A 21,452-nucleotide genomic window follows, 5' to 3' on the forward strand; every position below is an offset into this window, starting at 1 on the left:
TATCTTTCTCGTTTCCACTTACCGATGCACTGTTGTTGTAATCGCCTGTTGGGTTTACAATCGCCGTGATCGTTAATGTATTTGTAACGTTGATGCTTTGTGTTCCAATATTCCAAATACCTGTTGCGGCATCGTAAGTACCAGCTGTTACAGTACTTGATTTATACGTGTAGCCAGATTTCAATTGCTCAGTTACCGTAACACCCGTTGCAGTACTTGGACCAGCGTTCGTTACGTTCACAGTGAACATTACTTCTGAACCTGCATCCGGTGTAGCGTTGTCTATTGTTTTCACGATCGACAATTCTGCTACTGGTACTGGTACAGGGGTTACGCTTGAAGTATTATTGTTTGTTACGATTTCTTTTTCGGTTGCACTGATCGTAGCCGTGTTCGTGTAAATACCCGTTGCATTTACAGTAGCTACAACCGTTAATGTTTCTTCTGCATCTTTCGCTAAAGTACCGATCGTCCATACTCCAGCAGTGTAAGTACCTACGGTTGGTGTAGCGCTTACTAAAGTATAACCTGTTGGTAAGGCATCATTCACTGCCGTGTTTGTTGCATCACTTGGACCGGCATTGGTAGCCTTAATAGTGAAGGTTACGTTCTTGCCTACATCCGGTGTACTGTTATTCACCGTTTTCACCACTGCCACATCTACTAATGGAACGCGGGTTACTGTTACTGAACTTGTGTTGTTCGTAGTAACTGGGTCGTGTTCTGTTGCGCTGATCGTAGCTGTATTTACATAAGTACCACTTGCATTTACAATGGCTTTGATGGTAATCGATGCGGTAGCATCATTCGCCAATGTACCGATTGTCCATACACCTGTAGAAGCGTCGTAGTTACTAGAATTGCTGCTTACGAATGTGAAGCCGCTTGGCAATGCATCGTTTACTACCACGTTCGTAGCTGTACTTACGCCATTATTAGAAGCCGTGAGGGTGAAGTTCACTTCACTACCGGCGTCGGCGGTTGCATGATCTACCGTTTTCACTACTGCTACATCTGCTATTGGGCGAACAGTTGGTGTTGTAATGGTCGACTCATCGTCACTACCATCTGTATCTTTTTCGTTACCTTCCACAACAGCACTATTGCTGTAATCGCCTGTTGGGTTTACAACGGCCGTGATCGTTAATGTATTTGTAATGTTGATGTTCTGTGTTCCAATGTTCCAAATACCTGTAGCAGCATCGTAAGTACCTGCTGTTACAGTACTTGATTTATACGTGTAACCAGATTTCAATTGCTCTGTTACTTTCACTCCCGTTGCCGTGCTTGGACCAGCGTTCGTTACGTTCACAGTGAACACTACCTCTGAACCCGCATCCGGTGTAGCGTTGTCTATTGTTTTCACGATCGACAATTCTGCTACTGGTACTGGTACAGGGGTTACACTTGAAGTATTATTGCTTGTTACGATTTCTTTCTCTGTTGCACTAATTGTAGCTGTGTTAGTGTAAGAACCTGTTGCATTTACAGTAGCTACAATCGTTAATGTTTCTTCTGCATCTTTCGCTAAAGTACCGATCGTCCATACTCCGGCAGTGTATGTACCTGCTGTTGGCGTTGCGCTTACTAAGGAATAACCTGTTGGTAAGGCATCGTTCACTACTGTGTTCGTTGCTGTACTTGGACCTGCATTAGTAGCCTTAATAGTAAAGGTTACGTTCTTGCCAACATCCGGCGTGCTGTTATTCACCGTTTTCACCACTGCCACATCTACTAATGGAACGCGGGTTACTGTTACTGAACTTGTATTGTTCGTAGTAACTGGGTCGTGTTCTGTTGCGGTGATCGTAGCTGTATTTACATAAGTACCACTTGCATTTACAAGCGCTTTGACGGTAATCGATGCGGTAGCATCTTTCGCCAATGTACCAATCGTCCATACACCTGTTGAAACGTCGTAGTTATTAGATGTGCTGCTTACGAATGTAAAGCCGGTTGGCAATACATCATTTACCACCACGTTCGTAGCTGTACTAACACCATGGTTGATGGCAGTTAAGGTGAAGTTTACTTCGCTACCTGCATCTGCTGTTGTACTGTCTACCGTTTTCACAATTTCCAAGTCTGCAATAGGACGTACAACAGGTGTAGTAATAACTGCTTTATTATTAGTGGTATCGCTTTCTTTTTCGTTACCGGAAATGATGGCACTATTGTTATAGTCGCCCGTTGGATTCACTGTAGCAACTATTGTTAATGTTTCTGATGTACCACTCGGTAAACTATTGATCGTCCATATACCCGTGGTAGCATTGTAACTGCTGGCACCCGTGGTTGCCGTATTACCCAGGAAAGTATAACCGCTTAACAAGGTATCTACCACTTTCACTCCTGTTGCATCACTTGGACCATTGTTCGTAGCCGTTAATGTGAAGGTGATCGTAGCACCCGCATCTGGAGTTGCATTGATAATTGTTTTAGTAATAGCTAAGTCGGTTACAGGAACAGGCACAGGCGTAACGCTAGCCGTATCGTTCACCAAGTTGGTTTGTTTCTCGGTGACAAATATTTGTGCTGCGTTTTTATAATCGCCTGTTGGGTTTACGGTGGCATCTACTGTTAATGTAGCCGTTTCACCATTTGTTAATGTACCGATGCTCCATACACCTGCAGTATATGCACCTTTGGATGCTGTGGCGCTTACAAATGTATAACCACTAGGCAATGCATCTTCCACAGATACGACCGTGGCAGTACTAGGCCCGTTATTTGTAGCTGCTATTGTAAATCGTACTGTTGCACCTACGTCGGGAGTTGTATTATTAACCGACTTCTGTACGGCTACATCTACCACTGGCACAACGGTTACACTTACACTGTCTCTATTATTATGCAGTACTGGATCTTTCTCAGTTGCCGAGATCATTGCTTTATTGAGGTATTCGCCCGCAGGTTTTACTGTTGCACGGATCTTCAACTCGGCACTAGCACCACTTTCCAAACTATCAATCGCCCAAATGCCCGTTGTAGCATTGTATGCATTTGTAGGCGTACTACTTACAAAGGTGTAACCAGCAGGAAGCGTATCGGTTACAACAACGTTATGTGCTGTACTTAAGCCATCATTCGTAGCGGTTAATGTAAACACCAATTCGTTACCGGCGTCGATAGTTGTACTATCCACCGTTTTGGAAATCTTCACATCGGCAACAGGAATAACAGCAGTTGGTGCTGCTGAGGCTTTATTATTGGTTACATCGTTGTCTTTCTCGTTACCAGAAACGTAAGCCGTATTAGTATATATACCGCTTGGTTTCACGGTGGCAGGAATGGTTAATGTTACCGATTCACCCACAGACAAGTTACCAATATTCCAAGTACCCGTTGAACGCGTATAAGTACCTTTCGATGGGATCGTTCCCACTACATCATACCCACTCATCAAGGTATCTTTCACGATAACACCTGTTGCATTACTCAAACCATTATTCGTTACTGTTACCACGAAGTTCACATCCGAATTTACTTCCGGTGTAAGGTTATCGATGGTTTTCGTTACTGCAAGGTCTGCCACCGGCACCGGTGTTAAGGTAGAAGATGCCGCGTTATTGGTGGTAGATGATTCTTTTGTTGAGGTAGTAATATCTACCCTATTCATGTATGTACTATTGCCTAATACTTTTGCCACAAAGGTCATGGTTACTTCTTCATCTTTCGCCAATGAGCCAATGCTCCATGTAGTACCGGTATACGTACCTTTCGATACAGTTGCACTCACGAATGTTAAGCCTGCCGGTATCGATTCCGTTACGCTTACATTCTCCGCGGTGCTTAAACCATAATTCTTAGCAGTTATGGTAAAGGTAGCATTATCACCTACATCCGGTGTTGCATTTGTTGTTGTTTTAGACACTGATACATCTGCTACGGGAACAGGTACTACCGAAATACGGCCAGTATCGTTCGTTGCATTGTTATCACCAATGGTACTAGCATTTTTCAAGTAAGCCGTGTTCTCATAATTGCCCGATGCCAGTACTTTCGCACTTATTGTTAAGGTTTTACTAGCACCTGCTGCTAAGTTAGGGATGTACCATTCACCCATCGAGTAAGATGTGCCGGAAGAAGGGTTGTTAGTTACATACTCGTAACCACTTGGTAACACTTCCTGTACCCAGAAAGCATTTACATCACCACCTTCATTTTTAGCGGTAATAGTGAAGGTAACATTTGTACCTACGTCTGGTGTAGCATTATTCACTGTTTTGGTGATGGCAATATCCGGGCGGTTAATAGTTACCGGGGTTGGCGTAGCATCATCAAAAGCAAACCCGTCGCCATCGGCGTCGGGGTCTGTTCCATTGGTTGAAACGTCTATTACTGTACCGTTATCGGTATTACCAAAAGCGGTAGCTGTATTATTGCGTGTACCGAAGTTCAGCCCGGCATTTACATTCACCACTACCGTAATTGTAGCGGTTGCGCCAGCGGCTAAAGTACTGGAAGCTGCATTTAACAATCCCGGCTTAGCTGCTGTACCGTCGAAGTTCGCAACAGTAGTAGCGGCTAGACCATTCGTTGCTGTTATACTCGTAATACTATAGGTAAGCGGTGATGGGAAAGTATTCGTTAATGTATCTCGCACTTGGATACCCGTTAACGCTGCACTACCGTAATTCTTCACACGGAATGTATACGTTACATCGTAGGTACCATTCGATTTCAACCCACTAATAGTGGCCGCTTTCGCTAAGCCAATAGCCGGGAAGTTTACCGTTACGTTCGAGATGTCGGATACCGCGGTGTTGTTCACCGTGGCTGTTCCTTTTGCACCCGTAGTATTCTTATACGGGCCGTATTTCGTTTGCGCGCGAAGGGCGCTTGCTGTGCCAAATACAAGCAGGCATAGCAGTAATATTTTGCTAGGGATAGCGATTTTCATAATGCCAGGTATAAGGGGTTCGCTAGTTTAGATTTACTTTAACAATAACTGTGATCGTAGCAGATGCAGATGCCGCCAAAGTAGCACCACTACTCAATAAATTAACATTCGTTCTTCCGTCGAATGCTGCATTTACCGAGGTGCTTAAAGGACCGGTTGCAGTAACACTCTGAACAGCGAAACTCTTCGCATCTTTAAATACACCGGTCAAATCATCTGTCACCTGTACATCATTCACCTCAATCTTACTGCCCGGGTTACTTACGTTGAAAGTGAAAGTCACATTGTAACTACCATCCGCATTTTGGATAGGTGTACTTGCGCTTTTCGCTACTGCAATTCTACAATCTTCTACTTCTACTGTTGTGTAGGCTGTTGAAGCAGGACAAACACCATTGCTGATCGTCCACATATATTGATAAGTACCCGCCTGCGCGCCATTTAAATTGGCATTATGCTGATTAGGGTTACTGAAAGTTGTTGTTGTAGATGGACCCGATACAAAACTCCATGTACCCGTGCCTTTTGTTGGATTGTTACCATTCAACACAACAGGTGCATATAAACATGCTTGTACAGTACCTGCTGTTGTGGCTGTGGTTGGTTGATCCCATACACGTACGGTTAATGTATCGCTGCTGGTACAACTTCCATTCGTAATCGTCCACCTTACCCTATGCACACCTTCATTCAATCCCAACATACTTGTAAATGGAGTTGTAGGAGAGGTAATTATTGCATTACTTGGATTATCAACCCATGCCCACTCACCTGTTTCAGTGGCATTCGGGTTACTACCGATTAAATTCAAAGCAGCACCACTACCCGTGTTACAAAGGTTCAAATTAGAACCTGCTACATTACCATTGGCTGTAGTAGCCGGCAATGATGTTACCACCACTTGCACATCATCTGTTTTCACTGCGCAACCTGCACCATTCGACACCGTCCAACGGAATACATACGTACCCGGAACCGTATTTAATACCTGGGTGGTAGCTGAATTCGGCATATCAAATGTTGGCGTATTAGGCCCCGATACAAGCGACCATGTACCAATACCTACGGCCGGTTCAACACCTGCCATGAAGATCTTTTGTGTACAGCCGTTTACTTGGTCAACACCTGCATCCGCGTTAGATGGTTCTTTGGTAACCACTACGCGTACTACGTCGCCCGTAACCGAACAGTTACCATTGCGTACCGTCCATTTGAAAATATAAGTACCTACTACCAAACCATTGATGTTCGTGGTAGGACTGGTTGAAGCTGTAAATGTGGGAGCAGTAGAACCCGAAGGGCGAACATCTGTTGTCCATGTACCGGTACCTACAGTTGGGGTAATAGCCGCCATCGTTGCACTACGCGTGGTAGCAGCAGTTGCCAAACACAAAGCTTGATCAGGCCCAGCATCAGCTACAGAAGCCGGTGCACTATTCACCACGGTAATTTCTTTATAAGAAGTGGCGCAGTTCGCTGTTGCAGGAATCGTATAACGGAATACATAAGTACCAGGTGTCATACCGGTTACTACAGCAGCATTATTGGCTGTTCTTGTAATAGTGGAGGAAGGACCAGAAGTTTGTGTCCATGTACCCGTACTGCTTTCATTACCGGTTAAGGTGGTGGTGTTCACATTACACAAGTTTTGGTTACCAGCCGGGATGTCTGCCGATTGGTTCACTGTAACGGTAACAGTAGAAGTACTAGGCGGACAGTTTGGAGAACCTACGGCTGTCCATCTGAACACATACGTACCATATTTTAAAGCACCGATCGCTGCTTGTGGGTTATTGATACCTGTAATAGTTGGTGTGGAAGGACCGCTTACCACGCTCCACGTACCTGTACCATTTGTAATGGTATTCGCATTCAAATTACTTGTTGTTACATCACACACTTCAAAATTAGTACCTGCATTTGCTTGTGTAGGTGGTGTTGCAAATTCAATTTTCACATCACTTGTTTCAGTTGGGCATGCACCATTCGTAATAGTCCAACGGAAAGCATATCTACCATCTGTTACATTGGTAACAGTGGTTGTATTAGAAGAAGGGTTTGTAATGATAATACCACCCGGACCTTCCACTTGCGACCAAGTACCTACACCCACTGTAGGCACATTCCCTGATAAGTTAATCACGGTTTGACCGCACAATGTTTGATTTGTACCGGCCACAGATTTAGAAGTAGCATCCGACACGGTTACTAATACAGTATCGCGTGTTGGGATACAAAGGTTTCTCGACAATACCCACTCAAATACATATGTACCTGGTTGCACAGCCGTTACTGTTGTATTATATAATGAAGGATTTGTAATTGTTCCTGTAGGGCCACTTACTTTCGTCCATGTACCTGCTTCACCATTCGTAGGTTGGTTACCTGCTAAAGTGAAGGTTACACTGTTTCTAGCCAAACACTGGTCGGGGCCCGCTACTGCTTGTTTAGGACCAGCAGTGTTGGAAGTAGTTACTTTTACGGTAGCATTGTTTTGCGCACAAGCGTTGCGAATATTCCATGTAAAAGTGTATTCCCTATTAGCCGTCATACCGTTTACCACAGCACGCGGATCATTTACACTAGAGAAAGTGGGGCCTGTGGGTGAAACACTCCATGTACCGGTTTCATTCAGCACAGGTGTATTTCCTGTTAAGATATAAGGCGTACCGTTACAGATCGTTACATTCTCACCTGCTGCAGCAGCAGTAGGCGTTGTATTCGCTACTACTACTTGTACATCTGATTGCTGGTTAGGACAACCCACGTTACCAGAAATAATCCAACGGAAAGTATATACACCATTGGTTAAACCGGAAATTAAAGTGGTAGGATCTGCTTTATCGGCCATCACCGCTGTATTCGGACCAGCTACTTGCGACCATGTACCTTTACCATTTACCGGTACGTTACCGGCTAAATGGGTTTCATATACATTACATGCTAATACTTGGCGTGTACCTGCGTTAGATGCTGTGGGTGTTTTTGATACTTCAATATACACATCGGCAAAAGCATCGGAACAACCGCCGTTACCATTATTAGTTGTATTGCGAATACGTACTACATATGTACCAGGCACCGTTAAACCGTTCACAGCAATAGGACTGGTAGCATTTGTATAAGCCGTTGTTCCTGTTGAACCACCCAAAGTAGAACCGGCAGGACCGCTAATTAACGACCATTGGCGTTGGTTACCTCCTGTAAATGTAAATGGCACACTCACATTCGTTACATCACAAGCCGCAATAATTGGAGAGCTTGCTGTAACGGTAGGAGGCGTAGTATAGTTAATGGTAACAGTGTTAGAAGAAGCACAACCTGTTACGGAGTTTTGAATTCTATAAGTAAATACACTTGTAGACCCATTCAAACCTGTTACTTCTGTACTAGGTGAATTAGGAGAAGAGATTGTACCTACACCCGAAGTTCTAGTCCATGTAACCACTTCGTTTGTATAAGAAGGTGATACACCTGTTAATACAGTCGACGTTCTACCATCGCAATAAGTTAAAGTACTGGCACCTACGTTGGTTACCGATTGTGTACCTGCCGGTACTGTGATAGTAACTTCTGCAGATCCATTCACACAATTACCTGTAACCGTCCAACGGAACACGTATGTTCCTTCGATTAGGTTAGAGATGCCCGTGTTGTTTTGGTTCTTATTGGCGATTGTTGCTTTGTTTGGACCACTTACCATCGTCCATGTACCAATCTGCCCATTCACACCTGTACCTGCATACGAACCTGCTAAAGTAGCAGATTGCGTAGAAGTGTAACAATTGGAAAGTGATTGGTTAGGACCGGCTGTAACAGGCGATACACCTGCGCCATTGCTAATTACAACGTCGTCGGTAGAAACACAAGAATTGCTTGAACTGGTGATGGTCCAACGCAAAGTGGTGTTGCCGGCATTCGTGGTACTAACCGTGATAGGTAATTCGTTTTTGTTCCTGTTACCAGATGTGAAGGATACACTGTTGCCGCTAACCGTTGTCCAAGTACCGGTTTCACCGGCTGCTACTGCATTCCCAAAAACGGTTGCAGCAGAAGGACATACGATCATATCCGGGCCGGCATTGGCCGTTGTTAACCGGTGCGTCGTATATACAACTTCATCAAAAATTAAGGAACCGTCCACACATTTCGAAGACAATCTAAACCGGTAAGTGTTACCTGGCGAATAGCCTGTAACGGCGGTGTTTAAACTGGTAGGGCTCGTAATTGTAACTGTTGGGCCACCTACTTGCGACCATACAGGAGCCTCGGCCACAAGGCCGCTCGAAGTGCCAGCCAAAGTAAACGGCTGGTTGGGACATACGGAGGTAGCTACACCTGCGTTGATGGTACAGTTTTGTCCATTTGCATTCAGTGCTCCTAATATTAGCACAAATACTAATATTAGTAAGCGAAATCTTACTGTCATTACTAGTGGGGATAGGGATACTATGAAAAACTTAATATGAATCTGTTACAAATGTATAATTAATCCTATATCTATAATACTTTATTTATGAGTTTTACAGAATATTTTTTTATAAAACTATTTAATTTATTGTTTTACAATTATTTAAACAGTAAGGAGTGTTAACAAAAAATTATTACTAGATAGGAAAGATGACAGGGCTGTTTAATTGAATTATACTTTCATAGGGGTTTTGTAAACAGTTTGTGAAGAAACTATATTGCTATCATAAAAAAGACGCTCTTAACATGAGCGTCTTTTTTATGTTGATTACATCCTAACTACAATTCTTTTACCACTATCAATTTCTCCTTCCCTAACCTGCTCATTTTCCGCCAACTGTACACCTATGCTACGTAATACTTGGCTAGAACGGAAAATGGTTTCGCCCGTTACAGCATCTATGGAAACTACAGCACCAATGGAAACATAAAATGTGGAAGAAGAAAAATTATCATCTCTCTTAATAGTGGTCAACAACAATAATGCTGAGCGCCCCATAAGTAATCGATGATAATATGAACAGGTGTTGCTGCATGAAATTCTTTTACAGCGGCAATGAAGTCCTCTTTAGATAGCTTAGTGGAATAAGCACATCGGCGCCCCCGATTGTGTGTTTCTACCTGTAGTGATTATTTTATTGGTGCCATAATGTTTGGCTATTTGTACGGCTATCCTTCCTGTTATGCCCGTAGCGCCATTCACTAATCCTACGTCTCTTTTTTCTCTTTTACCAAGAAATCGAAATCCCATGGCAGAACCTGCTACCCCATGGGGTAATGCTACCGCAATGGAATTATATTAAAAACTGGAACGCTACTTCCTTCCCTGGTTATTATCACATGCCCTTACGCATCCTTTACTAACTACAAACAGTTTCTTCGGCACATCACCTTCTCCAACAACACTGTTTTCGCAGGTACATTCATCAATGTGAACTTACTACTAAAGTGTTCGAATGCACTTCATCTTGCGACAATATGGTTTGCAAGGTTTCACACATTTGGTTCATCTGAAGTTTGCATAAACTATTCGGAATATCCCGCGCTCTTCTTTTGTATGATGGCTAAATAATTTTTAACTTCTATCGTAGACTGTAAACTATCTCCTATTGAAAACTCGATAAAGTGTAATTCAAAAAAACGGATCAAGGTGCCTACTGTTTCATCTAGCTCGTTCCATAATACATCACTTTGAATGGTCATTATTACATTATCTATTATCAACTGGTACACAAAACCATCTTTAATGGAATTTGTTTGCATTACAATACGAATACAATCTCGTTTATGTACAAATCGTTGCGGTCGTCCATTCACAATAAACAAATGACCACCTCGTTTTTCAATCACCACATCTTGTGTACCCTTTCTCAGCCCCATATTAAGCATCACTAAAAAAAACAATATCCCGATTCCCGCTTTTGAATAAAGATCGAATTGCCATTTTCCTTTACTTGATAATAGTATACTGAAAGCTATTAATACAATCAACAGTATTATTACATAGGTAATAATACTTGTATAATGTTTAGTTGCTGTATCCTTAAACACCCATAACTCATCAGTGGCTGTTATACTATACATGTCTACTGCCCTCCTTTGTTTAATTATTGATGGTGAATGAGACGATTTCAAACATTGTTACTTCACGCCTTTTACCAAATATTGGCTATACAGAAACATACAATATATTTCTTCATATATAAAACCTTTCTCTTATTGCTATGTAAAGCGCATATGAATTCTCTATTTCTTCGAACCACTTCTTCTTTCTCGTTGTTACAATAGTCCAAGCTAGCCAAGAATTGTACACAAGCTTAAAAGCGACTTAAAAGACATGTCCTTATAAAGCCTTGCGTTGTACTTGTACGTACTAGGTCATTGTACATTCAGCAATACACCTTTACTTGGTGCTGGAGAATTCTTTTACACTTATTCATTCAAAATTTTAATCCAATGGGTACAATTAAAGTTCAAGACGGCACAGAAATTTATTACAAAGATTGGGGTACTGGTCAACCCATCGTTTTCCATCATGGCTGGCCTTTGTCTGGCGATGATTGGGACGCGCAAATGATGTTCTTTTTAGACCAAGGCTATAGAGTAATTGCGCACGATCGTCGCGGCCACGGTAGATCTACGCAAGTAGCTACTGGCCATGATATGGACACATACGCGGCAGACTTATTTGAATTAGTGAAAGCGTTGGATTTGAAAGACGCGATCCATATTGGTCACTCTACAGGTGGCGGTGAAGTTATCCGTTACGTAGCAAAATTCGGTAAAGGTCGTGTTGCCAAAGCCGTATTGGTGAGTGCCGTTACACCCATTATGGTTCAAAAAGATTCGAACCCGAACGGCGTACCGAAATCAGTATTTGATGAAATTCGTTTGAATACAGCTACCAACCGCGCACAATACTTCAAAGATTTCCCAGAAGCATTTTATGGTTATAACCGCCCAGGTGCAAAAGCTTCTCAAGGTGTACGCGATAATTGGTGGAGACAAGGCATGATGGGCGCCATTAAAGCACACTACGATTGTATTGGTGTTTTCTCTGAAACAGATTTCACAGAAGATTTGAAAAGCGTAGACATTCCTGTACTCGTTTTACACGGTGAAGATGATCAAATTGTACCATTCGAAATTTCCGGCAAACAAGCTGTGAAGTTGGTAAAAAATGGTAAACTCATCTCTTATCCAGGCTTCCCACATGGTATGCCTACTACCGAAGCCGCGACTATCAATAAAGACATCTTAGAATTCATTCGTTCATAATGCATGATTGATTGTTTGTTTATACAAAAGGGCGCCATTACTCGTGTAATAGCGCCCTTTTGGTTGATTGCATTATTTCTCAATTACTTCGGTAATACATATGGCATACTTGGAATTGCTGAAGCAGGTGATTACTTTTCAAGCAACGGAATGATATGTTCCCAATTCAGTTGTTTTGCATAATCGAGCGCGGTTTTTCCGGAACGAGTAGTGGCTTGCAAATCGGCTCCTGCTGTTACCATGGCTTCTACAGAAGTTTTATTCCCGGCGATGGTTTCACGGTGTAAGAGGTTAGCGCCAAAATCGTCGGTACTGGTTAGCTCGTTGGGATATTGTTGGATGAATTCAACGAACTTTTCCCGCATATTGATGCTCATGGGATGTTCGATTAACACATTGGGATCATCTTTTTGGCCACGGGCTACAAAAATTTCATGGTGGTCACCAAAATCAATCCCCCATGCATCATCATGTTCTGATCGATCGGCTGCTTCCATGAGGGAGCGCATGTATTGGATGGTATAACCGCCGTAGCTCTTCCCTTCTGTTGTAAACAACCAATCGCACAAGCGATCTAATGGCACTGTTACATAATCTCCATTTTGTATGTTCGTTAATTCATTGGGTTGATTAACGATAACACCGCTAATTTCGTCGCCATTAAAATCAATTTCATTCATCCATATATATTCCACCACGGGTTCGTCACGACCCGGCAATGACTGTGAGAAAGCTATTTTCACACAAGCCAAATCCAATGCCGGTACAATACGACGGTATTCCCAGGAACATTCACGCCAGAAGTATTTGAAAGTTGATTGTGCTTTCGTAAAAGCAGCCAGCATATTGGGGTCGGTTCCGCTGGCGAAGAAAATAGGTTGCTCGCTCATAAGTTCATAGTTTCGTTGCCCCTAATGCAACAAAAGTTGTGCCCAGGATGGTGCGTACAAAGTACAACTTCTTCCTTACCTACACGTTCCCAAACGTTTACTAGTATTTTGCCAAGGTTATGCCCACACTTCACCGGGATTCCACCCAGTTCCTACCGGGTACTCTCCGACTCTCCACCGACTCTCCACCGAGAGTCGCCCAGTATTTGTAAAGGTTTAGTAAGCCTTTTGCCGACACTTCTCCGACATTTTGGGGTGTTTTCCCAGTATTTCCAGGGGTTCAGTAAGCCTTTTGTCGACATCAATCAGCCGAAACCCTTGATTTTACTCGATTTTTTAATTGTAGTTCCCATCGCAGTGATGGCAAAAAGCGGCATTTTCCGGCACAAACCGGCATTTTCCGGCAGAAAGCGGCATAAACCGGCATAAACCGGTCATTTCCGGCATAAACCGGTTAAAAGCGGCATATACCGGCACGATGCTTTTTTGTTGCAAGGAAGGGGTGTAAATTGAGGATGTAATTACAAGCATGCAACGTTGTACGTTCTTTGATTTATGGGAATTAAAAAAGCGAAACGATCCATGTTCCGACTTTTAACAAGGTAAAATTGGGGGATACCTTGTGTTCATTCCAATGAATGGTAACATGGCTAGTACAAAGCCAATATGCGTAGCACGCATAACATTTCTTACACCATCAATTCTTCTATAAAAAAAGTCGCTCATAAAGAGCGACTTTCCTTCAAACCATCTAAAATGATTAAATAGGCTCCACAGTTTTACAATACAAACCATGCGAACCTTCTAACAATCCGCATATACATATTAAACGTGGGCAGCTAGCTGGATCACAGCTTTCTACGAAATAATCGCATTTTAGGTTGAATGATTGTCCACCACGCAATTGGCGTAGCTGGACTCTTGACAATGTTCTTCCAAGCATACTGTACAATTGATAGGTGAAATAGATTACAGTGGATCTACTGTTTTGCAATACAATTGCCCGGTATCTGCCATTTTACCACAAAAGCAATCAAATGGCGGGCAACTTAAATTATTACAGCGAGCCACGTAGTAATCGCATTGAATGCCACGGTACGATTGGCCGCCGGAAACGCTGCGCATTTGGATACGTGATAGTATTTTGCCTAGCATAATGTTTAATTGATGAGATGAATACTATAGTACTTTAATACAATACCATTGGTGCGTATCTGCCATCAACCCACAAAAACATTCCGCAGGAGGACAAATAACATCATTACACTCGCGCACATACATATTGCATTTAGCAGCGCTGTAAGCGTATCCACCGGAAACATGGCGTAATTGTACACGTGATAATGTTTTTCCTAACATAAAGGATCATTTTTAGATGAAGATATTGTTTAGGAAGATGGATACTAGCCAATACAAAGAAGGGCTAAATCATCACAAAGGCACCACATTGGGCAATCGTTACAAGAATCGATAATAAATGGGCAAGGTCTTGCGGCAGCATTGCCACCCGCAATATTACGCATTGCAAAACGGGAAAGTTGTTTACCTAACATGTGTTCAAGATTTTAGGATGAAGAATTAAGCCCAACAGTCAAGCGTAGCGGTATCACATTTGCACCACCAAGGGCATTCGCTACAATCGAATAAAATGTAAGCGCAAGGCTCTGCTTTGGCTTTACCACCAGCGATGTTGCGTAATTCAGTACGGGAAAGTTGTTTACCTAGCATAGGAATTGTGTTTTAGAGTGAAGAATAATGAGTAAGATTAACCAATACATTTTAGTGCGAATTCGTCGCAAAGACAATACATCCAAGGACATTCGCCGCAATCGTTGATAATATGCGGGCAATTACCTTCGGTGGACTTACCGCCATTAATTTGTTGCATCATGATTCTGTTCAGCGTTTTTCCAAGTGTCTGCATATGCGATATATTTAATAGTGAGGAAATACGTAAATGACTCTGCATGACACTAAAATTAATAGCAGCATATGCGATATACCCGCAGTAAATTGTTATTATGATGAATGGTGGCCTTCCTGCAAGCCGTCTAAAAATTGCAGGTAAGGCGCTACACTCTCTTCCACCCACTCTGCCGAAGGGTTTAATTCTACCCCGTAATGCACGAAAATGCCTTTATATTGGGCACGTACGTAATCAAAGGTGAGTTCAAAAGGCGTTGTAAGCGTTTCCATAGAATACTTGTATTTACCAGTTGTACTGTACTCATGCTCATCAATCCCGGCAGAAATTGCCAAAGCAATTTTCTTCCCCGCTAATTTGTACCCACTTTTACTCCCATAAGCCCAACCGTAGGTCAATACCTCGTCGAGCCATTTTTTCAATAATGGCGGGCTATTAAACCAATAAAAAGGGAATTGGAACACAATGGTATCATAGGCTTCTACAAGTTGTTGTTCAAAGGCCACGTCTATCATTTCCGAGGGGTATTTATCGTGTAGCATATGTACGTCGTATTTTGACGGATGTTGTTGTAATACTTCGATCCAGCGTTTATTAACAGCAGATGTATGCAAGTTGGGATGTACCACAATAATCAATGTTTTCATGTTCATTCGTTTTTTCTTCCAATGCAAAACTATCTCCACTTCCCTACTTTTCGTACATTAGCAACCGAATGTACGGTACTATAAAAAAGGTAAGTAATGAGTAAAATCAAGGTTTCCTCAACGAATTACGCCAATAAACAATTACTCAACGAAGAATGTAATGAAGTATACGCGGCGAACATCATCGGTGGGCAATGGTCGCTGGCCATTTGTTGCGCATTAATTAACGGGAAAATGCGCTTTGGTGAATTGCGCAAAATCCTGCCTACCATTACCGAAAGAATGCTTACCCTGCAATTACGCAGGTTGGAAGACAATGGCATTCTAAAACGAACAGTATATGCCGAAGTACCTCCCAGGGTTGAGTACGAATTAACAGGCATCGGTCAACAACTGGAGCCCATCATCCGCGCACTCGAAACTTGGGGCCAAGCACACAAAAACCTCCATCTCTAAAATATTAGTATGACAGCACAAGCTTATTTCGCTTCACAAGCATATGCCGACCTAAAATTGGCCATAGAACAAATACCGGCAGCCGACCTGCCAGGTATATACGCATTATCACTCTATTACTACGCTCAAGATGATGAAGCCCGTTATCCCATGCTTGTACTAGGTTACAACACCTTGCAACAGGTAGAGGCTCAAACGCCTAAAGCCTCCAGCGAAACTGAAGCCAAATGGAATTATGCTTTCTGGTTACAAAATCAATTAACCACTGTTGGTGGCGAGAATGATGGCGCACTGTCCACCTGGTTCGAATCTAGCGAATACTATTATTCAATAGAAGATGAAGCAGCAGCCGAAGAAGATGATGCATTATTCGATCAACTGGTAGAAAAAGCTAATGGCTTCAACGATGCCTTTATCGATATTACCATCCAACTGGTACAACAGTTATTTTCAGAACAAGTAATTGCCACCAAGTTTGGTCAAAATATACCGGTAATTATCCACGAGTTGGAATATTACGATAAGCCATTACAATGGACGGCAACGGCCAACCCTCCCGGCTTAGCCGATGAATTTATAGAGGTTTACAAACAATAAGGCATAAAAAAATCCTCTCATACGAGAGGATTTTTTCTTTGTTAAATTTAGCGCTCCTACCTAATCATTCAATAGGGGGTTATTTACAATCGCATCTTTCGGGATACGGATTGTATATCTTGGATCGCCCGCCGTTAAAGTATACGTAGTTGTCTTTAACTGGTGAACGATTTGAGGCTGTGTTGTTCTACGAAGATCGAACCAACGGTGCCCTTCGAACGACAATTCACGGGCTCTTTCTTCATAGATTTCTGTTAACAACGTGGTGGCTGTCATACCTGCCATACGTATTTCTTCCGTAGCATAGAAAGCCGGTGTTAAACGGTTCTTTTTCAAGGTATTTAAGTAAGTACGCGCGCTGGTTGCATCATTTAAATGTGCTGCCGCTTCTGCTGCGATTAAATACATTTCACTCACCCTGAAGGATTGGCGGAAATTGTTATTCGCTTTTACTTTTAATACCGTGTTGTTGCCATTTTTGTCTTTCGCGTAGAAGATTTTCACACGTAAGTCGCCAACCGCGTCATATTTATTCATCAACTGTTCTGAAGCAAACAATACGCGCTCCATATCAAAGTTGTAGATCATTTCAAATGCCATGATCGTTTCTACTGAATTGTAGCGGGTAGGTAAATCAGTTGTTTTATTGAAATCTACCAAGGTGTTTTTCGCTTCCAACACTTTCTTCGCGTAAGCTAAGGCTTTATCGTACTGTTGTAAATACAAGTATACACGTGCCGCCATCGCGTTCGCCGCTGTCACAGAGAACTTGTAAGAAGAAGCTGTTTCGAAAGAAGCCACGTTCACTAAGGATAAACCTTTCTCCAAATCAAGCACTACTTGATCATATACTTCTTTCACTGTATTACGGCCCGATACTTTTTCCATATCGATAGCTGTAGATAAAGGTACAGCCTTATCGGTTGCTGCTGTAGCGGGGTTATAGGCTTTACCATATAGGTTTACCAAGTTGAAATGGTAGTAAGCACGCAACAAATAAGCTTCACCGAGTAATTGGTTTTTCTCGCTCGTATTACCTGTAGTAGCTTTTGGTACCGCTTCAATCAAATGATTCGCATAGAATAGGCCTTGGTACTTTAACTGCCAGTTATGGGTAATAGAGTTTGCATTGCCATTTTCGTCCCAAGTATAGTGGTTACGTACACGGTCAACGTTAAATGAACTGGCTTCATTCACCTTCACCTCATCACTTCTAAATGAAGCAATGCCCTTATCGTAATCGCCGAGGGAGTAAGCTTTGTTGATCTCAGCCTTCAACTCCGGCAAAGTTTGCGGAATTACTTGCCCAACCGGGGTGATATCTAAATATTTATTACAAGCAGTGCCGAATAACATCACAGCGATGCTTGCTGTATATAATAATTTCTTTGACATATCAATTTGTATTAGAAGTTGACATTAAGACCGATAGTATATGTTTTCGGGATCGGCTGTGCATATGGATTACCCATTGTTTCTGGATCCAAGAAACCGTCGTAATTACCTGCAAACACGAATGGATTACGTGCTTCGGCTGTAATACGCAAACCTTTCAAACGAAGCATTCTTGCCATTTCCGGTGTTAAAGAATAACCCAAGGTGATGTTACGTACACGTACATAGCCACCATCTTTCACCCATAAACCCAAGTTGTTGAAATCGGCAATTTTTTGGTTAAACCATCTACCGAGCAAACGCACCTCGGGATCAACATCATCGTTATTACCAATTAACATAGGGTATTTTCCTGTTGGGTTTTCAGCAGAGAATCTATCCAAAATGGCCTTGTTCGTATTCATACCGCGGTTATACTCAATTGGGTTATAGTACGGTTGAATACGTACCTTCTGTCCTAAGTTGAACATTAACCCAACTGCTAAGTCAAACTGCTTGTAACGGAAGTTATTAGTGATACCGCCTGTATACAATGGATCTCCAGAACCCATGTAAGTGTACAAGCCACGGAGTTGCTGCGCTGTTAAGTTGCTGTAAGGATATTGACCTTCCAAGCCCGGGATACCGGCAAAATCGTCCTGCAATTGCAATAAATCTAACATTGAGATTTTCTTGCCTTCGTGCATCACCATGATCATACCCTTATCGCTTAAACCGGCATATTCGTAACCGAAGATGGCGTTCACTGGGTAACCTTCGCGGGAAGGCATATCTGCGTTCGCATGCAAGGTTTCACGGAGCACTTCGTTCTTATTGTAAGAGAAGTTAAAGTCGGTGGTCCAACGGAAATCTTTGCGGCTGATGTTTCTTGTACTGATACTTACTTCCACACCACTGTTCTTCATTTCAGCCCAGTTCATGCTCATCATGGGGAAACCTGTTTCCAATGGTAATACACGTTGGTTAATGAGGTCTTTACCATGACGGGTGTAGTAATCAACTGTCACATTCACCGCGCTTTTGAACACCGCGAAATCGATGCCGATATTGCTGTTCGTGGTTTTTTCCCATCTTAATTTAGCGTTAGGAGGGGTGGTTACTTCGATCACATCTACCCTATCGCCCGGCAAAATGGATTCTTTGCCGAAAGAGCCCATCACGAATGGAGAAGTAGATTTATCGATATTACCTTGTAAACCATAAGAAGCACGGAGGTTCAACATGTTCAAGAAGTCAACATCACGTAAGAAGTTTTCTTCTTTCACACGCCACAAACCGCTCACCGACCATAACGGCAAGTATTTGTACTTGGGATCTACACCGAATAAATCGGAGCCATCGAAACGTAAGCTACCGCCAATGGTGTATTTGTTATTATACGTATAAGAAGCCGTACCAAAGAAAGAAGCGAAGGCGTTCTCGCGGTAAATGTTTTTATCGCGGAACAAGGTTTTCATCTCATTATCATTCTGGTACAACGGCGCCGTTGTTGTTAATGTTTGTGGATCGTAACCATAGCCTACTTTCGTGAAGCCATCCATTTTAATTCTTCTCAATTCATTACCCACCAACACGTTAAAGTCGTGCTTTTTATTGATCGCGAAGTTGTATTCCGCCATCGTTTTAAGGGTATACTGTAAAAGACTGCTTTGTGTATTGTTGATTACACCACCTTTAGGCAAGTACGTAGATTTCGTACCTGTATTAGGGTCTAAACGCATGGCTACATCCGCTAATTGGCGAACATAGTAGGTGTTCTCTAGTGCAATCGCTTCATTCGCATTGTTTTCACTTTGAATACCGAGCTGTGAACTAAGGTGTAAGCCTTTAATTACTTCGTAATCCAATTTGAAGTTGGTGTTAATAGCCGTTGTTTTGCTTTTGTTGCGGGTATTTCGTTGCTCTTCGAGGATGTTGAAGTTGAGGATATTTTCGTCGCCCAAGATATTGCGGTCGTATACATAATCGCCGTTGGCATCGGTTACTTGCGTGTATGGGTTAGCCCTGCGGGAATAGAAAGTAGGGGTCACATTACCGCTCGCATTGCTCAAATAAGATTGTTGTGTACGTTGGTTTGCAAACATGTTCGCCGAGAACTTCACTTTCTTCGACAAGTCGAAATCTGTTTTCAAGGTAATGTTATAACGGTCGGCACCGGTACCACGGGTAGCGCCTTGCTCGTCGTAATAACCACCACTGAAGTAGTAAGCCGATTTATCGCCACCGCCGCTTACGCTAACGGAATGTTCTTGGGTGAAAGCGTTTTGGAATAACAAACTATTCCAATCTGTATTTATACCACGCAAAGCGTTGATTTCATTACGCGCATTTGCATTAATACCGTTGAAACCCAAACTGCTTAAATCACCAGGAGAAACATTGTACTTCTGCAAAATGCGAGAAATATCACCGTAATCCGAACGGTAATCATAGTTTGAACTATATAAGTCAAGCTCCAAGTTTACTTTTTCGTCGCTGTTCAATAAATCCAAACGACTTAAACTTGGACGTTTTGTAAAGGTGAAGTTGTTACGGTAGTTCACAGAGATTTTATCGCCTTTCTTACCCGATTTAGTGGTTACTACAATCACACCATTCGCTGCACGTGCACCGTAAATAGCGGTCGCTGCCGCATCTTTCAACACGGTAATGCTTTCGATATCGGCAGGGCTGTAACCTGCAATAGACGAGTTAAACAATTGATCCACATCCTTACCATTCATATCAGGCAAGTTGGTGCCTTCAATTGGTAAACCATCTACCACCCATAATGGGTCTTGTGTACCTTGCAACGACGAAGTACCGCGGATACGGATCTTCGGCGCCTGGCCCGGTGCACCCGAAATATTGGTAACAGCCACCCCTGCTAGCTGGCCTTGCAACATTTGGTCGACACTCATAGTACCCGCGATATTGATTTTATCCATCGTGATTTTATCAGTAGCGCCGGTTGACTTGCTTTTACGAATGGTTTGATAACCGGTAAATACGAATTCGTTGAGGTTTTTACCCGATACGCTTAAATTCACGTTGTAGTGATTGCTATTGGTAAGTACAATCACGGTAGATTCGTAGCCGATGTAGCTTACTGCGAGTTGTTTGATAGCCGGCTCATTCGGGATTTTCAATGTGAATTCACCCTTTTCGTTCGTGATAGCCCCAATGCTGATATTGTTAATCACGTTGGCTTCGCCGGTAGCGGTGCCGATGGTTTTATTGTCTACATACACCGAAACACCCACAAGGGCTTCTTTCGATGTAGCATCCACTATCTTACCTGTAATAGTACGCTGGTTGTCTTGTGCATATACCGGGGATATACCTAGTACACACACCAAGCACAAAAGCGCTACGCGTAATAGTTTCATGTTCGATTAAGATTTGTTGGCAGG

14 protein-coding genes are annotated in these 21,452 nt (G+C 42.6%); 3 read left to right on the forward strand and 11 right to left on the reverse strand.

The genetic code is table 11. The annotated features are described in order from the left end of the window. The 4 genes from LX64_RS25970 to LX64_RS06535 form a co-directional block, all read right to left on the reverse strand. Positions 1 to 4,903 (reverse strand): beta strand repeat-containing protein (locus LX64_RS25970; protein ID WP_158538551.1); only part of this gene is annotated, 4,903 nt, incomplete at its 3' end. 22 nt (positions 4,904 to 4,925) lie between these two features. Then, positions 4,926 to 9,332 (reverse strand): beta strand repeat-containing protein, encoded by a 4,407-nt coding sequence (locus LX64_RS06525; protein ID WP_111596801.1) that lies wholly within the window; start codon positions 9,330 to 9,332, stop codon positions 4,926 to 4,928. A 309-nt stretch (positions 9,333 to 9,641) separates the two neighbouring features. Further along, on the reverse strand, positions 9,642 to 9,872 hold the full coding sequence (locus LX64_RS06530) for a hypothetical protein (protein ID WP_111596802.1): 231 nt from the start codon (positions 9,870 to 9,872) through the stop codon (positions 9,642 to 9,644). Between the two features lie 527 nt (positions 9,873 to 10,399). Next, positions 10,400 to 10,957: a hypothetical protein gene (locus LX64_RS06535; protein WP_111596803.1), complete on the reverse strand. Its 558-nt coding sequence runs from the start codon at positions 10,955 to 10,957 to the stop codon at positions 10,400 to 10,402. Positions 10,958 to 11,329: 372 nt separating this feature from the next. On the opposite strand from LX64_RS06535, the gene LX64_RS06540 reads away from it, so the two are divergent. Further along, positions 11,330 to 12,151, forward strand: a complete 822-nt coding sequence (locus LX64_RS06540) for an alpha/beta fold hydrolase (RefSeq protein ID WP_111596804.1) — start codon at positions 11,330 to 11,332, stop codon at positions 12,149 to 12,151. Positions 12,152 to 12,282: 131 nt separating this feature from the next. On the opposite strand, the gene LX64_RS06545 is transcribed toward LX64_RS06540, so the two are convergent. The 5 genes from LX64_RS06545 to LX64_RS06555 form a co-directional block, all read right to left on the reverse strand. Continuing rightward, the gene (locus LX64_RS06545) at positions 12,283 to 13,041 is read right to left on the reverse strand and encodes a DUF2314 domain-containing protein (protein ID WP_111596805.1); all 759 of its coding nucleotides are present in this window, start codon (positions 13,039 to 13,041) and stop codon (positions 12,283 to 12,285) included. A gap of 969 nt (positions 13,042 to 14,010) precedes the next feature. Next, a complete protein-coding gene (locus tag LX64_RS25810) occupies positions 14,011 to 14,196 on the reverse strand; it encodes a hypothetical protein (RefSeq protein ID WP_148707220.1) in 186 nt (61 codons plus the stop codon). 423 nt (positions 14,197 to 14,619) lie between these two features. Further along, entirely contained in the window at positions 14,620 to 14,769 is a 150-nt protein-coding gene (locus tag LX64_RS25975; RefSeq protein ID WP_158538552.1) for a hypothetical protein, read from the reverse strand. 37 nt (positions 14,770 to 14,806) lie between these two features. Then, positions 14,807 to 14,965, reverse strand: a complete 159-nt coding sequence (locus LX64_RS25980) for a hypothetical protein (protein WP_158538553.1) — start codon at positions 14,963 to 14,965, stop codon at positions 14,807 to 14,809. Between the two features lie 95 nt (positions 14,966 to 15,060). Further along, a complete protein-coding gene (locus tag LX64_RS06555) occupies positions 15,061 to 15,612 on the reverse strand; it encodes an NAD(P)H-dependent oxidoreductase (protein ID WP_111597058.1) in 552 nt (183 codons plus the stop codon). 96 nt (positions 15,613 to 15,708) lie between these two features. On the opposite strand from LX64_RS06555, the gene LX64_RS06560 reads away from it, so the two are divergent. Together LX64_RS06560 and LX64_RS06565 are read left to right on the forward strand one after the other, a co-directional pair. Continuing rightward, complete coding sequence (locus LX64_RS06560) at positions 15,709 to 16,068, forward strand: winged helix-turn-helix transcriptional regulator (protein WP_111596807.1); 360 nt, start codon at positions 15,709 to 15,711, stop codon at positions 16,066 to 16,068. Between the two features lie 9 nt (positions 16,069 to 16,077). Next, positions 16,078 to 16,665: a DUF4303 domain-containing protein gene (locus LX64_RS06565; protein ID WP_111596808.1), complete on the forward strand. Its 588-nt coding sequence runs from the start codon at positions 16,078 to 16,080 to the stop codon at positions 16,663 to 16,665. A gap of 60 nt (positions 16,666 to 16,725) precedes the next feature. On the opposite strand, the gene LX64_RS06570 is transcribed toward LX64_RS06565, so the two are convergent. Together LX64_RS06570 and LX64_RS06575 are read right to left on the reverse strand one after the other, a co-directional pair. Next, a complete protein-coding gene (locus LX64_RS06570; protein WP_111596809.1) occupies positions 16,726 to 18,060 on the reverse strand; it encodes a RagB/SusD family nutrient uptake outer membrane protein in 1,335 nt (444 codons plus the stop codon). 11 nt (positions 18,061 to 18,071) lie between these two features. Continuing rightward, on the reverse strand, positions 18,072 to 21,428 hold the full coding sequence (locus tag LX64_RS06575) for a SusC/RagA family TonB-linked outer membrane protein (protein WP_111596810.1): 3,357 nt from the start codon (positions 21,426 to 21,428) through the stop codon (positions 18,072 to 18,074). Positions 21,429 to 21,452: the final 24 nt, after the last annotated feature.

This window comes from Chitinophaga skermanii, assembly GCF_003259335.1.
GTDB classification, from domain to species: domain Bacteria; phylum Bacteroidota; class Bacteroidia; order Chitinophagales; family Chitinophagaceae; genus Chitinophaga; species Chitinophaga skermanii.

Bases quoted from the DNA above. Each gene is read 5' to 3' on its own strand.
- LX64_RS06525 (WP_111596801.1), bottom strand. From the start codon at position 9,332: ATGACAGTAAGATTTCGCTTACTAATATTAGTATTTGTGCTAATATTA.
- LX64_RS06530 (WP_111596802.1), bottom strand. From the start codon at position 9,872: ATGGGGCGCTCAGCATTATTGTTGTTGACCACTATTAAGAGAGATGAT.
- LX64_RS06535 (WP_111596803.1), bottom strand. From the start codon at position 10,957: ATGTATAGTATAACAGCCACTGATGAGTTATGGGTGTTTAAGGATACA.
- LX64_RS06540 (WP_111596804.1), top strand. From the start codon at position 11,330: ATGGGTACAATTAAAGTTCAAGACGGCACAGAAATTTATTACAAAGAT.
- LX64_RS06545 (WP_111596805.1), bottom strand. From the start codon at position 13,041: ATGAGCGAGCAACCTATTTTCTTCGCCAGCGGAACCGACCCCAATATG.
- LX64_RS25810 (WP_148707220.1), bottom strand. From the start codon at position 14,196: ATGCTAGGCAAAATACTATCACGTATCCAAATGCGCAGCGTTTCCGGC.
- LX64_RS25975 (WP_158538552.1), bottom strand. From the start codon at position 14,769: ATGCTAGGTAAACAACTTTCCCGTACTGAATTACGCAACATCGCTGGT.
- LX64_RS25980 (WP_158538553.1), bottom strand. From the start codon at position 14,965: ATGCAGACACTTGGAAAAACGCTGAACAGAATCATGATGCAACAAATT.
- LX64_RS06555 (WP_111597058.1), bottom strand. From the start codon at position 15,612: ATGAAAACATTGATTATTGTGGTACATCCCAACTTGCATACATCTGCT.
- LX64_RS06560 (WP_111596807.1), top strand. From the start codon at position 15,709: ATGAGTAAAATCAAGGTTTCCTCAACGAATTACGCCAATAAACAATTA.
- LX64_RS06565 (WP_111596808.1), top strand. From the start codon at position 16,078: ATGACAGCACAAGCTTATTTCGCTTCACAAGCATATGCCGACCTAAAA.
- LX64_RS06570 (WP_111596809.1), bottom strand. From the start codon at position 18,060: ATGTCAAAGAAATTATTATATACAGCAAGCATCGCTGTGATGTTATTC.
- LX64_RS06575 (WP_111596810.1), bottom strand. From the start codon at position 21,428: ATGAAACTATTACGCGTAGCGCTTTTGTGCTTGGTGTGTGTACTAGGT.